The following is a 13383-nucleotide window of genomic DNA, read 5'->3' as shown; positions in this document are numbered from 1 at the left end:
CAACATTACTGGAATCTGACGGTACTTTTTGGAAATGTGTAGATTACCAGTATTACTGGTGGCGTAACGGCTGGGGGTGGCAGCCTTACGTGGGGAAGGTCACACAAGAATTTGAAAACAAATTTTTGCTTGTGAGTAATTATGACCTTACAGATGAAGGAAAGAGATTTGCGAAGGCTGGGGCTCGGACATTTACTCCAGCCATCGCAAGAAAAAGGTAAAAAAACGAATAAGTTTAATGCCGAAAAAGTCGTTGAAGAAAATAAGACGTTTGATTCAAAGCATGAAAAACGTCGGTACGATGCGTTGCTACAAATGCAGCGCATTGGCTTAATTCAGGACCTTAAGACACAAGTGAAATTTGATCTTGTGCCTAAGGTCCGTTACCCAGTGGCAGGAAAAACCAGCCGTGGACGTACATACATAGCTGACTTTACTTATATGAAAGACGGGGAACTGGTGGTTGAAGACGCAAAATCCAAGATTACGGCACAAGACAGTACATACAGTCTTAAAAAACATTTGATGATGCATATACATGGCATCGAAATCATTGAAGTCTGAGGGAATGCGAATGAAAACATTGGAAGAACCTACTAAAACATCAAGTCCTGAAAAAACCTCAACTCAATTCGTGCTTGAAGCTGCAATTGATTTGCATAACCAGGAACAGATTATTACCCGTGAAACCTTGTCACAGATTTTGCCTGATTTGCCGATGGGTAAGATTGATGACCGCTTGGGCTTTCTAGTCGATACGGGAAAATTACAGCGTGTACAGCGCGGTGTATATGTGCCGGTAATACGTCATGCACCATCACGGCCAATTACTAAATATATTTTGCCGGATGGCACAGTTAAGATTGATATTGGGGATGATATTGTCCTGACTTTAACCCCGCGTGAAGCGCGTTATTTAGGGAATGTCATGGTTGCTGAGGCAATGCAGTTTTCTAATATTGAGCTTGGCCATCACATGGCTGCTATTTCGGGGCAAATGGGAACGCAGATCCGCAAACTATCCAACCAGATTGAGAAGTTGGCCATAGGTAAGCAGGAAGATTTATTTGGAGCAGAATAAAAATCTATATTGAAGTTTTGGATAAATAATTTAATAACAGTTTGGAGTGGGCTTTTCTAAAAAGGTATTTGCTATGATGTGTCATTTCATATTTGTTTCTGTTTAGTGAAATGACACAAATTTTGAATACTAACTTCAAGTATGTTTAGGAGACATGACTGAGAGCTTTTTGTGCTAAGTCAAGAACTGTACCGATAGCTGGGGTTGTAAATGTTCCGATTGTGATAGCTGCTGATAATTGATCAATAATATCCTTGAAAGACGGAGAACTTTGGTAGTAATTTTCAATATCTTTGTTAAAGAAAGCATGAGAGTAAAAAGTAGTTATCGCTTCTTTGGCAAACTCATTTCCTAAAATTTCGAAATTTTTTAAACAATATATAAGCCTGTCAATTTCACTTATTAATACTCTTTTTAGATCACGACTTATATTTTTATTTTGTAGAATATCGTCTTTTTCTGATTGAAGTTTACTAATTAATTCAAAGATTTTTTCGTGATCTAATGAAGATTGTATTGCATATCCATGATTCCAATTTTTGATATTAGACTGAATAATTTTTAAAGTATATTTATGGATACCATCTATATTATTGGAAAAGTTACCTTCTAGACTCAATCCTTTAAGTACTTCTAAAATCCAGTCTTTATCAGAATCTGAAATACCATCATCTATTTCATTCTCTAATTTTAGATGGCTATGTAAATTAATAGTTATTGAGACTAATTCATTTATTCTTTGATGTAATTCTATGCCATCTAAACCAGTGGCTTGTACCCACCCAGATTTAGCAGAAAGACTTGCATGATTGTCCCTAATTTCTTTTGCACTCATCAAATGATTTAGCAATACTCGAATTTGGTTCACTAAAAATTTCCCCCCATATTTAAAATTAGACTGTTTTGTACTATATATCATTTTTACATTGATTTTATTTAATTTTTTTTCAAAAAAACTACATTTTGTTTAATAGGCTGCGTAGCCCTATTAGCAGAATTATTATTTCGTGGAACATCTAAATTGCAGTACGCAATGTGCACCCCTGTAAGGTTTTACAGGTACGCATAGTACGCATGATCATTAACTCACTGATGAAAGGTGAAGTAATGACTGCGGAAAAAAAATCCTATGATTGGGAACGAATCGAGTGTGAATACAGAGCTGGTGTTAAGTCTGTACGTCAGATAGCACAAGAGTTTGGGCCATCTGAAGGTGCTATCCGTAAGCGTGCAAAAAAAGAAGAATGGGAACGCGATTTAAATGGAAAAATTGAAGCAAAAGCAGAAGCGATAGTACGCAAAGAAGCAGTACGCAATGAAGTACGCAATTCACCAAAATTCCAGGCAACCGAAAAAGAAACCATCGAAGCGAATGCCAACCTAGTTGCATCCGTCCGTATTACTCACCGTAAAGATATAGAAAAAGCCCGAACAATGACCATGGCTCTATTCGATGAATTAGAGCACATGATCGGTACTGAGCAAGCTGACTTACTCGCCAAGCTTGGCGAGCTCATGTATGAGCCGAACGAAAAGGGTGTAGACCGGTTGAATGACCTGTACATGAAGATCATTCAAATGCCGAACCGGGTCAGTTCACTTAAGCAATTGACCGATTCACTTAAAACCGTCGTTGGCCTAGAGCGTGAAGCATTCAACCTGAATAAAGAAGAAGCCAAGGTTGAAGATGCATTCACGACCATGCTTCATCGGATCTCCCAAGGAAACAGTTCTACCTTCCAACCCGTCGCACAGGACTCTGAGTATGAGAATTAACTGTGTGTACGTGAATGGAACGGCTAATGACCCTGCTCAAAATATTCTCATGCGCGTAGACGCGATATTATTGCACCATGTTTGTGCAAAAGGCGGTGAAAGTTGATATACAACACCGCTTTAGCTGAACTACCCTCAAATAAAGAAGAACTGGAACGCTGTCTTGCTGACCCGAAATGGCGGATATTCTCCGGGTGTTTGTATAAGATCAAAATTAAGGGTGATGACTTTGTAAATGAGTTCGGGATCATGGAAGCAGCCCCGACCTTTGAATTGCCATTTAAACCCAATGATGCACAGATAAAATTTCTTGATCGACTTTGGTACCGCAACATCATTTTAAAAGCACGTCAGCTTGGTTTTACAACCCTGATCTGTGTGCTTTGGTTGGACCATGCGCTTTTTAATGCCAATCAGAACTGCGGTATTATTGCGCAGGATTTGAATATTGCTGGTGAAATCTTTCGAGATAAAGTCCGGTTCACTTATGACAACCTCCCACCAGAGATAAAAGAACGATTTCCACTAGAAGTAGATAATAACGATACGCTTGAGTTTGCTCATAACCGTTCATCAATCGCTGTACGTACCTCATTCCGTGGTGGCGTATTGCATCGTTTACACGTTTCTGAGTATGGGAAAATCTGTGCGAAATTTCCACTTAAGGCTACTGAAGTCAGAACAGGTTCATTACCTGCGGTACCAACAAACGGTATTTTGGTCATTGAATCTACGGCTGAAGGTCGAGGCGGTGATTTCTTTGAAAAGACTCAGATTGCACAAAAGAACTTTGCCTCACGTAAAAAGCTCAGTCCCAAAGATTATAGATTCCATTTTTATGCCTGGTGGCAAGAACCCAAGTATCGTGTAGATTCCAGTGAAGTCATTATCACTGAAAAGGATCACAAATACTTTGATCGTGTAGAAACGCTTGTACGGGAAAAGATGAATATCAAGATGCGGATCGATCCCGATCAGCGTGCTTGGTATGTATCAACTCGTATTAATGACCTTTCAAATGACCACGCCAAAATGTGGCAGGAATACCCATCATTTCCTGACGAAGCTTTTCAAGTTTCAACGGATGGTAATTATTATGCCAATGACATGCTGGATCTGCGTAAACGTGGCGGGATTACTCAAGTTGAAGTACTGGATGTTCCAGTACTTACATTCTGGGATATTGGGAACCATGATGGCTGCGCGATTTGGTACCACCAAGTATTAAACAGCCAAGACCGCTTCATTGATTATGATGAAGCACACGGTATGGACCTGAATTACTACGCCAAACTTATCAAAAGTAAACCTTACTTATATGGTACCCACTTCCTTCCGCATGATGCTGGCCATCGTAGACTTGGTGACAGTAATAAATCAGTACAGGAAATGCTGCAGGAACTTTTACCTGGTCAAGAGTTCATTGTATTGCCACGAATCACACTATTAACAACAGGTATCCAGCAGACACGGCGTTTATTAAAGAACTCATGGTTTGATGAAACCCGATGTGAAGAAGGTATTAAGCGTATTGAAGGCTATAAAAAGAAATATAACCAGCAGATGCAAATGTATATCGATGAGCCTGACAAAGCCAATGGATGCTCTGAAGGTGCCGATGCATTGCGTCAATGTGCTCAGGCAAAAGAAGCAGGGTTACTAGGTGACTATACCAATCTTGTCAGCCGTGTAGGGTTGGCTGAAGAAGAACAAACGACTGAAGATAGTCGCTATGAAGATGAGCCATACGACTGGCGATTAATGTAGGATTTTGCAGATGCCCAACACTGACTATGCTGTAGATGAGCCAGTAGTAGACCATTTAGCTTTGACTGGCGATGAATTAAAAGAAATCCATTTAGAGATCGATGAACAACCGAAGTGGCGTAATACTGCTGATATGGAAATGGATTATGCAGACGGCAAGCAGCTTGATAGTGACTTGCTGAAACGTATGCAGCAAATTGGTATTCCCCCGGCAATTGAGAATCTTATTGGCCCAGCTTTACGCGCAATTGAAGGTTATGAGCTCGAAACACGTACGGATTGGCGTGTAACACCTAACGGCGAACCTGGTGGACAGGAAGTTGCTGATGCACTGAACTATAAATTAAACCAGGCAGAACGATTATCTAAAGCAGATCGAGCATGTAGTGAAGCATTTCGCCCTCAGATCGGCTGTGGCCTTGGTTGGGTTGAGGTCAAACGCGAACAAGATCCATTGAAATATCCGTATCGTTGCATTGCAGTGAACCGTAACGAGATCCATTGGGACATGAAAGCGCAAGAATCTGACTTGTCCGATGCTCGATGGCTGCGCCGTATGCGCTGGATTCACCCACAACGTCTTAAATTAGCATTTCCTGATCATAAAGAGCTGATTGAAACGATTGGTCGTCATGGTACATCGTGGTGGCAAGATGATCACTATCTGGATGGCGGTAAAACAACAGGCTTAAATAGTGCCTGGGGTGAAGCTCAAACGTGGACATTGTCAGAACGGTTTTGGTTCGATACTTCATCCAAAGAGATCAATCTAGCAGAAGTATGGTACCGCCGTTGGGTAGAGCAGGTGATGCTGCGTTATAAAGATGGCCGTGTGGTTGAGTTTGATGAAAATAATCCAGCACATATTTTTGCATTGACCCAAGGCTATGCACTTCCAGAGCGTGCCCAGGTTGCTAAAGTTCGCCGTAGTTACTGGATGGGACCGCACTGTTTATTTGATGGTCCTACACCTTATGCACACCATTATTTCCCGTATGTACCTTTCTTCGGCTTTAAGGAAGATAACACCGGCATTCCGTATGGCTTCGTACGTGATATGAAGTACTGCCAGGATCTAGTGAACTCAACGCAGGCTAAATTACGTTGGGGTATGAGTTCAGTCCGTGTCACGGCAACAAGAGGTGCTACACCAATGACACGTGCACAGGTGTTACAGCAGATTGCACGGCCAGATGCTTATATTGAATTGAACCGTAGTCATATGTCTCAGACTGGTTCTCGATTCGAGGTTGAGCGTGACTTTGAATTGAATCAATACCAGTTCCAGCTGCTCAATGATTCACGTCAAGCGATTGAGCGTAGTAGTGCCATCACTTCAGGATTCCAGGGCAAACAAGGTACAGCAACTTCAGGGCGACAAGAGCAGCTGCAGATTGATCAGTCTAACCAGGCACTGCGTAAAATCGTGGACAATTTCAAAGAAGGTCGGACATTAGTTGGTGAAATGTTGGTGTCTATGATTGTTGAGGATCTTGGTAGTCAGGAAGAAGTTGTCATCATTGAAGGGGATGCGATTACTGAGGAGCGTCGAGTTCATATCAATAAGCCTGAAACGGATGAATTAGGCTATACGTATTTATCTAATGATGTACAGCGCACACGCATTAAAGTCATTCTTGAAGATGTTCCAAGCACAAGCGGCTTCCGTGCACAGCAATTAGCTGCCTTGTCTGAAGTTACTAAGTCATTGCCAGCTAATATCCAGCAACCAATCCTTCCATATCTTATTGCGCTTACTGATACCCCATTCAAGCGCGATATTATTCAAGCGATTCGTGATGCAGCAAATATGCCGACTGAGGAAGAAATTGCTCAACGTGTTAAAGATGCAGTGAAACAGGCATTGATTGATGCTGGTCATGAGTTGAAAGTCAAAGAGCTTGAACTGAAAGAGCGTAAGGCTGAAAGCGAAATTAAGAATATTGATGCCAAGTCAGTTCAAACAGGTGTACAAGCTTCTTACTCTGCAATGCAAGCAGGTGCCCAGATTGCACAAATGCCGCAGATTGCACCGATTGCAGACCAGATTATGCAAGGTGCTGGTTATCAGCGACCTAATCCAGGTGGTGATGATCCGAACTTTATTACACCGGAACAAGCGGCTGCACGTGACATTAGCTCCCCATATATTGAGGGGCAAAGCACACAGATCGGCAGTGGAGATGTAGCAGAAATGCAGGTACAGCAGAATACCAGTCCGATGAATCCACCAGTACCACAACATGATAATTCACCGATGCAAGGTATTGAAACAGCACGTATCAGTGACAACACACCCCTGTAAGGCAAGAGTAATTTTCATTGTTCACAGATACTAAGGCAGTCAAATCGACTGTCTTTTTTATTGAAACAAACTAGCCTTACTTAATGGAATTTCAAATGAGCAAAATACTATTAGCGCATGCACTTACAGCATATATCGGTACAAAGTCTGTTTTAGCTACAGCCATGACCCGTGGTGAATATAATGAATACCGTGGATGGAAAATCCCTGAAAATGAAGATCCAAAAGAACAAGGTTATTTGGTTGAATATGTAGATGGAGGCAAGCCTTGTGACGAGCGCCATGCTGGCTATATTTCTTGGTCACCAGCATGTGTATTTAAGGATGCTTATCGACCTAATGGTAATTTAACTTTTGGTGATGCACTTACTGCTTTGAAACTAGGCAAAAAAGTTTCTCGGTCTGGATGGAATGATTTGCAATATGTGGTTGCTCAAGCTCAATCCACAAATACCGAAGCGTCAAAAATTTGGAATCCATATAATAAGGCTCATGCTGAAAAGTTAGGTGGTAGCATTGATGTTGCGCCATATTGCACCTTAAAAACAGTACAAGACACTTTGGCAATGGGTTGGACACCATCAACAGGTGATCTATTTGCAAATGATTGGACAGTTATTGATACTTGATTAATAAACATACTTAGAATCTGATGCACTGCACTGACAATAAAAGGATGAATTGAATATTCATCCTTTTTTTATGGAGATTAGAAATTGAACAATAACTCAATGACTCTTGAATTAGATCCAAGCACAGATACAACAGGAAATGCTGAGCAGGTCGCTAATTTTATTGGTGCATCTGCATGGCGTATTTCTGGTGATTATTTGATTGTCGAAAATCCTGTTCTAGATTATCGCGTAACAGATAATGAAACCTATAGTACTAAGTTAGATAAAATCCCAAACGGTGCAACAATTATTCTGCTTGAAGAAGAACAAAATAACCACGTAGAACTTAAAGCTGGTGATGAAGTAACCGAACAAGAACTTCAAGAAAAAGCTGTTGCACCAAAAGTCACACCTGAGCGAATTAAGGAATTATTGGCTCATGTGCAATTACATTTTACTTTTGGTGAAACGCCAACTAAATACGTTCGTGCAGATGCTTGGCTTGATGGATCCTTTCATCTAGCAACAGCAATGTCAAAAGCAGTAAATCCTAAAAATTTTAGCAAAGAGCTTGGTATTGAATACTCAACAAAAGATGTTTTAGCTATTGCCGAAAATAAACTCTGGGAACTGGAAGGTTATTCGCTATATCAGAAGTTACGAATTAAGCAACACTGGCAGACTGAGTATGAGCGTGAGCAGAATAACCAAGCAGGGATTAAAGTTGGTATTGATCATGGAGTTGAAAATTAATGACTCATCAAGAACAAGCATGGAATTTAATCCCAACTCACCAGATCCTGCCGTTTATCACAGGAACTCATTTTGATTATGACGCAGAGAATCAAAAGTATTTATGTGTCATCAAACTGACCGATGAATCAACAGTGATTATGCCTGCGGATGATGTGGAAGAATCCCATAGCAAAGCCATCCGTGTGATTAAAGAAATGGCTCATAAGAATGGGTGGGTACTTGGTTGAGTAAATATACAGAACTCAAAACACTGATCGATGAGGCATTGTCCATCGGTCAGCAGGCCGCGGATAAGACCGATGATGTTGGTACTGCGAACTTAGACAAGGTAGTTATCTGTGGGCTGAAAGGCGTAAGAGAATCAACTTTGAAAAATGCTGGCATCAATTGTTATAAGCACTGGTCGTATGCTGGTGCTTTCATTATAAGTCGTTCATATGGTCAGGGTGATAAAAATACAGTCGGTATTGAAGCCGCCAAGGATTATTTAAAATCTAAGGGTGTGGATTGTTATGTACATTCTCGGATGGACTAAGCAAGGAACCAATCAATGAATTTATCCAAATTAACACTGGCCATCGGACTGGTAATGACAAACCCAGAACAGTATTACCCAGAGCGTAAAGAATGGCAGGATGTTGAACAAGGCCAGGTGAGTCGTGACTTTGCCGATTTTGTTGAAGCATGGATACCAGGTCAAACAGCATTTACATCTGAATGTGAGATTACTGAAAACTCAGAAACCTACAAAATGAAAGCAGATGATGTGCCATTCACATTCAAACGTATAGATGACAGTTATTCACTGATCTATAACGGATGTGCAGAAGAAATTCAGGAATCTACGTTTAACCAGTTTGTAGACAGTTTATGTGCAGAATTTTCGCTTAGTCATTCAAGCGTATGATTTTCATACTAGCTTTCTGAATCACTGCATTTATATTTAATTCCATCAAGCGAAGCTGCAAGGTTGCAGGTAGCAAATAACTATTAGATCAATTGGTATTGCAAGGCTGATTGATCTTTTGCAGGTAGTTCTCCCCAACTTCCAATAGTCCAGGTTTAACCGGCCTGTCGTTTGATATACCCATCTGATGAGCTTGTGAGATTCAAGCGAAACCTTTTAGGTCATGGGACAGCGCACCGCAATATGAATCGAAAGACATTGTGAGGACTATCAACGAATGTGCGCAAGTAGTTGGACGGCATAGCACGTTATTGGTCGAAAAGTTTTTCAGTTTGAAATGAACCATAAAAGCCGCTATGGGCATAAGTACCTAACTGATGACAGCTGGAAAGACAGTACCGCAAGTCCTTAAAGTTGAGATGTTGGGGATAAGCAAAGTCGGTTTGATCTATTTCCCCGACTTAAAATCAAAATGAGATAGGGTGCGTTGCTATCACCTTAAACTACTGCCGGTTCCCCTCGATGTTATTCGTAACATCTTGTGGGAACGAATCCTTGGTCGCAGTCGGTGCGCGTACTTTTACCCTCAAGTACGGATGGGTTCGAATCCCACACTCAGGGCCATTATATTTGAGAGTGATTGAATCCGCAGTCGATGCGGTGAGCGATGTAAGTAGCAACTGGCGAACCTCCGCAGGGAAAGCAAAGCAACAAGAAATCGAGTAGTCCAAAAGATGAACGTGCGCTTGTTAATCACTCTCAAATGTAATGCCTTAAAACGTGGCGTTTGCTCAGTCCTGACTTGCCAATAGTGGGAAGGGATGGCCTAAAGTGATTTAGGAACTGGAAGATATCAATCCTTGGATATCATTTATAAAAGTACAGGGCAAATAGGCATTTTGCAGTTTCCGCCAAGAAGTTCTGCAATAAATAACGTTTAGGTAGGGTTGGATGTCCCCTGACAGCAGTTTACCTGACTGTGCCGATTCAGGTAGCGATTTCTTTAAACCAGCGCTGTGGTTTTTTCTAACCCGTTCTTTCCCCAAGGAACGGGTCTTTTTTTGCCTATACCTTTTAGGTGAGCCAACCAATATGGTCATACCCGTGTAGGGTTTCTACTTTCCCCATGCCTCCTTGCAAAATCAATCCTAGTTGAGCAATCGACAGCAAGCGACTGTAACAAGTCTGCACTTCACTATTTTGCGGCTACTGCGATAAGTAGCAGGAAAGGCATGAGTAATACAGAAATCTTGAATAGCATTGAAGCGAATGATGGGCAAGTCACTCCTGAACAGGGCGCAGCGTTACTGAATGCTGCACTATATGGCGATACCGCTCCGGCGGAAAAAGTTAGTGTGCCAGCCACTAACCCAGAACAAGAGACTAATACACCAGCAGACGTAGGGAAAACAGCAGAACCAGCTGTTAATACAGAACAACAACCTGATCCTGAACCAGCGAAGGCTCCAGGTGAAGATGAGCAGAATGCGGACAACACTGTAGTTCTGGCAAAAGATGGTAAACACACCATTCCTTTTGAAAGTTTACAAAGTGCCCGCGACCAAGCCAAGTTGCTCAGACAGCAGCTTGATGAAGCAAACGCAAAACTCGCAGCACAGCAAGCTCCTGACCAGAGCCAACAGGCACAGCAAAATGCAGCAACCGCAGAAGCCTTAATTCAGGCGAGTGGTAATGATGCAGATGTGATTGCTTTGTTTGGTGACTTCTCTGAAGAAGCAGTTGTGAAAGGTGTAAATGCTCTATTAGATCTACGTGTTTCAACTCAGGTTGAAGCCGCAGTACAACAGGCACTTGCGCCAATTCAGCAACAGCAGCAGCAAATGCAGCAGCTCAGTGCTGAACAACAACACTTTGCAACGATTGAATCTGCTCACCCGGATTATGAATCAGTAGCAGAGTCTAGCGAGTTTGCAACTTGGATGGATTCACAGCCTAGTATCATTCGTAATGCGTATAACAACGTATTGCAGGGTGGAAATGCTCAGGATGTGAATGAACTGCTTAGTCTGTATAAATCCCAAAACAATGTTAACCAAGCGGCACCGGCAGCCAATCCCACAGCGGAAATGATTGCCCAAGCCAAGCAAGCTGTACAGAACGCTCCTAAACAAATACCTATCAGCGTGTCAGATCTTCCAGCAGGTGCACCAGCAGCACTTTCTGCAGAAGAACGCTTGTCTACATTGTCCGGCCCTGAACTGCTTTTAGAAATGCAGAACTGGTCGGGTGACAAGGTAGATGAATTTCTGGCACGTCGTGGATAATCTTTTGGAGAATTCTAATGACAGATAAAACCCATGCTGCATATGGTGATAAAACCAATGCGGTACAACAGTCGGTAGGACTGTTCGCAAAAAGCCTAAAGCGTAATTCGATCATCAATAAGATGGTTGGCACTATGCAGAAAGGTGAAGGCAGTGCAGAAGCACAAATTAAAAACCAGTCATCTACACACATGCCAATTTTACGTGTCATGGACCTTGGCAAGCAAAAGGGTGATGAAGTTACCTTTAACCTGGTACAGCCTGTAAATGCTTATCCAATCATGGGTAGCGAATATGCAGAAGGTCGTGGCGTTGGTATGTCCATCGTTGAAGATCGTTTGCGTGTAGATCAGGCTCGTTTCCCTGTTGATTTGGGTAACGTGATGACTTCCATTCGTTCTCCTGTAGATTTCCGCCGTTTGGGTCGTCCGATCGCACAGGACTTACTTGATCGTTACAGCGACTTATCAACACTGGTGCATTTGTGTGGTGCCCGTGGTTTCCAGAATAACGCTGAGTGGGCGATTCCGCTTGCTACACATGCGAAATTCAAAAAAATCATGGTCAATGATGTAAAAGCACCGACTAAAAACCGTCACTACTTGGCAGATGGTGCTGGTGTACAGGCATTCACCGTGAATGCAGGTGAAGTCGATATTACATCTACTGACTTGTTTCTGCCGGATACCGTGGATTCTATGCGTTCAGTAGTAGATGACATGGTTTTACCGCCACCTTGTATTAAGGTTGAAGGTGATAACGGCTCGGATGATTCGCCGTTGCGCTTATGGTTGGTGTCTCCGACTCAGTATAACTGGTTCGCTAAACAACCGGGCTTCCGTACTTTGCAATCTGAGGCAATTGCCCGTGCATCGAATGCCAATCAACATCCATTGTTCCGCGGTGAAGTTGGCCTATGGAATAACTTCCTAATCCGCAAAATGTCACATCCGATTCGCTTCCGCGCCGGTGATCCAATCCGTTACTCAACTTCATATACCAGTGAGGCTGAAGATAACGCATTTGTTCCTGCATCGTTTGGTACTACTCATGCGATTGACCGTTCAATCATCCTGGGTGGACAAGCACTTGCTGAAGCATTTGCGGCACATAAAGGAACAGGTATTTCATACTTCTGGTCTGAGAAAGAGCTGGATCATGGCGATAAAGCGGAACTTCTGGTTGGTGCAATCCGTGGCGTGAAGAAGATTCGCTTCAATGTGGACGTGAATGGTGATGGTAGTGAAATGCAATATACCGATCACGGTGTGATTACCGTTGATACCGTCGTGAAACTTCAAGGCTAAGTTTCAGGGCAGGGCCGAGTAATCGGCCTTCCTTTAATCAATTTGGAGTAATGAACTCATGGCGACAATTAAATGCAAACGCACACCAGGTCAGTTTGGTGGTGCAGTTCCATACGGTAATACCACTGTACTGGCTTTTGCTTTGGCAACCAATGCAACAGGTGCAGTGATTGATTCAAATTCAACTGCAGCAGTGGCTTCTGGTGATGTGATTGAACTCGGCAGCCTACCTGAAGGTTTCCGTTTAGATGATGCCCAGGTCATTGTGATTACTGCGATGACAGCAGCTGTAACCGGTTCGCTTGGCTTTAAGTATGTGGATGGCGTGGATTCTACAGATGTACCGCAGGATGCAGCATATTTCATTAGTGGTGGTGCTTTGAATGCAGCTGGGCGTTTACGCGCTACAGGTACAAAGTTGGTCACGCTGCCTAAGCCAGCAGTACTTACGCTCACCACAGGTGGCGCAGCCAATGCGAAGGCATCGGATATCAAAGTACTGGTATCGGGTGAATTGCTAGGCCCACGCTAATCTGCAGCGAATAACGATAACTAGGTGAAAGTTTTGGGGTATTAGAGGTTGGT

14 protein-coding genes are annotated in these 13383 nt (G+C 42.5%); 13 read left to right on the top strand and 1 reads right to left on the bottom strand.

Annotated features, from left to right (window positions below; all coding sequences use genetic code 11):
• The first annotated feature begins 141 nt into the window (after positions 1 to 141).
• Positions 142 to 564 (top strand): DUF1064 domain-containing protein, encoded by a 423-nt coding sequence (locus B9T38_RS12045; RefSeq protein WP_086197027.1) that lies wholly within the window; start codon positions 142 to 144, stop codon positions 562 to 564.
• A gap of 10 nt (positions 565 to 574) precedes the next feature.
• Positions 575 to 1081 (top strand): hypothetical protein, encoded by a 507-nt coding sequence (locus B9T38_RS12040; protein WP_086197026.1) that lies wholly within the window; start codon positions 575 to 577, stop codon positions 1079 to 1081.
• Positions 1082 to 1226: 145 nt separating this feature from the next.
• Here the strand turns inward: B9T38_RS12040 and B9T38_RS12035 are convergent, their stop codons facing one another.
• Complete coding sequence (locus B9T38_RS12035) at positions 1227 to 1949, bottom strand: hypothetical protein (RefSeq protein WP_143222708.1); 723 nt, start codon at positions 1947 to 1949, stop codon at positions 1227 to 1229.
• 239 nt (positions 1950 to 2188) lie between these two features.
• On the opposite strand from B9T38_RS12035, the gene B9T38_RS12030 reads away from it, so the two are divergent.
• From B9T38_RS12030 to B9T38_RS11980, 11 genes are all read left to right on the top strand, one after another.
• A complete protein-coding gene (locus B9T38_RS12030) occupies positions 2189 to 2857 on the top strand; it encodes a hypothetical protein (protein WP_086197083.1) in 669 nt (222 codons plus the stop codon).
• A 102-nt stretch (positions 2858 to 2959) separates the two neighbouring features.
• Positions 2960 to 4624 carry a terminase gene (locus B9T38_RS12025; RefSeq protein WP_086197024.1) on the top strand — a complete coding sequence of 555 codons (1665 nt, stop codon included), beginning with the start codon at positions 2960 to 2962 and terminating at the stop codon, positions 4622 to 4624.
• Positions 4625 to 4634: 10 nt separating this feature from the next.
• On the top strand, positions 4635 to 6929 hold the full coding sequence (locus B9T38_RS12020) for a portal protein (RefSeq protein WP_086197023.1): 2295 nt from the start codon (positions 4635 to 4637) through the stop codon (positions 6927 to 6929).
• 164 nt (positions 6930 to 7093) lie between these two features.
• Positions 7094 to 7558, top strand: a complete 465-nt coding sequence (locus B9T38_RS12015) for a DUF2829 domain-containing protein (RefSeq protein WP_251992238.1) — start codon at positions 7094 to 7096, stop codon at positions 7556 to 7558.
• A gap of 87 nt (positions 7559 to 7645) precedes the next feature.
• Positions 7646 to 8296: a Gp49 family protein gene (locus tag B9T38_RS12010; protein WP_143222705.1), complete on the top strand. Its 651-nt coding sequence runs from the start codon at positions 7646 to 7648 to the stop codon at positions 8294 to 8296.
• Positions 8296 to 8526, top strand: coding sequence for a hypothetical protein (locus tag B9T38_RS12005; protein ID WP_086197020.1), 231 nt, complete (start codon positions 8296 to 8298; stop codon positions 8524 to 8526). The genes B9T38_RS12010 and B9T38_RS12005 overlap by 1 nt, the downstream gene beginning before the upstream one ends.
• Positions 8523 to 8834: a hypothetical protein gene (locus tag B9T38_RS12000; RefSeq protein WP_251992235.1), complete on the top strand. Its 312-nt coding sequence runs from the start codon at positions 8523 to 8525 to the stop codon at positions 8832 to 8834. Before B9T38_RS12005 ends, B9T38_RS12000 begins: the two co-directional genes overlap by 4 nt.
• Before the next feature lie 15 nt (positions 8835 to 8849).
• On the top strand, positions 8850 to 9206 hold the full coding sequence (locus B9T38_RS11995; protein ID WP_086197018.1) for a hypothetical protein: 357 nt from the start codon (positions 8850 to 8852) through the stop codon (positions 9204 to 9206).
• 1232 nt (positions 9207 to 10438) lie between these two features.
• Positions 10439 to 11491 (top strand): hypothetical protein, encoded by a 1053-nt coding sequence (locus B9T38_RS11990; protein ID WP_086197017.1) that lies wholly within the window; start codon positions 10439 to 10441, stop codon positions 11489 to 11491.
• 17 nt (positions 11492 to 11508) lie between these two features.
• Complete coding sequence (locus B9T38_RS11985; RefSeq protein ID WP_086197016.1) at positions 11509 to 12798, top strand: phage capsid family protein; 1290 nt, start codon at positions 11509 to 11511, stop codon at positions 12796 to 12798.
• A 58-nt stretch (positions 12799 to 12856) separates the two neighbouring features.
• Positions 12857 to 13330 carry a hypothetical protein gene (locus tag B9T38_RS11980; RefSeq protein ID WP_086197015.1) on the top strand — a complete coding sequence of 158 codons (474 nt, stop codon included), beginning with the start codon at positions 12857 to 12859 and terminating at the stop codon, positions 13328 to 13330.
• Positions 13331 to 13383 lie beyond the last annotated feature (53 nt).

The sequence above is a fragment of the Acinetobacter sp. ANC 4218 genome (genome assembly GCF_002135245.1).
Lineage (GTDB): Bacteria > Pseudomonadota > Gammaproteobacteria > Pseudomonadales > Moraxellaceae > Acinetobacter.
The sequence above is the reverse complement of the archived record's forward strand: the minus strand, read 5'-3'. Positions and strand labels throughout refer to the sequence as shown.

What these genes read in the sequence shown, in the direction of transcription:
- B9T38_RS12045 (WP_086197027.1), top strand. Translation starts at nt 142, where the DNA reads ATGACCTTACAGATGAAGGAAAGAGATTTGCGAAGGCTGGGGCTCGGA.
- B9T38_RS12040 (WP_086197026.1), top strand. Translation starts at nt 575, where the DNA reads ATGAAAACATTGGAAGAACCTACTAAAACATCAAGTCCTGAAAAAACC.
- B9T38_RS12030 (WP_086197083.1), top strand. Translation starts at nt 2,189, where the DNA reads ATGACTGCGGAAAAAAAATCCTATGATTGGGAACGAATCGAGTGTGAA.
- B9T38_RS12020 (WP_086197023.1), top strand. Translation starts at nt 4,635, where the DNA reads ATGCCCAACACTGACTATGCTGTAGATGAGCCAGTAGTAGACCATTTA.
- B9T38_RS12015 (WP_251992238.1), top strand. Translation starts at nt 7,094, where the DNA reads ATGACCCGTGGTGAATATAATGAATACCGTGGATGGAAAATCCCTGAA.
- B9T38_RS12005 (WP_086197020.1), top strand. Translation starts at nt 8,296, where the DNA reads ATGACTCATCAAGAACAAGCATGGAATTTAATCCCAACTCACCAGATC.
- B9T38_RS11995 (WP_086197018.1), top strand. Translation starts at nt 8,850, where the DNA reads ATGAATTTATCCAAATTAACACTGGCCATCGGACTGGTAATGACAAAC.
- B9T38_RS11990 (WP_086197017.1), top strand. Translation starts at nt 10,439, where the DNA reads ATGAGTAATACAGAAATCTTGAATAGCATTGAAGCGAATGATGGGCAA.
- B9T38_RS11985 (WP_086197016.1), top strand. Translation starts at nt 11,509, where the DNA reads ATGACAGATAAAACCCATGCTGCATATGGTGATAAAACCAATGCGGTA.
- B9T38_RS11980 (WP_086197015.1), top strand. Translation starts at nt 12,857, where the DNA reads ATGGCGACAATTAAATGCAAACGCACACCAGGTCAGTTTGGTGGTGCA.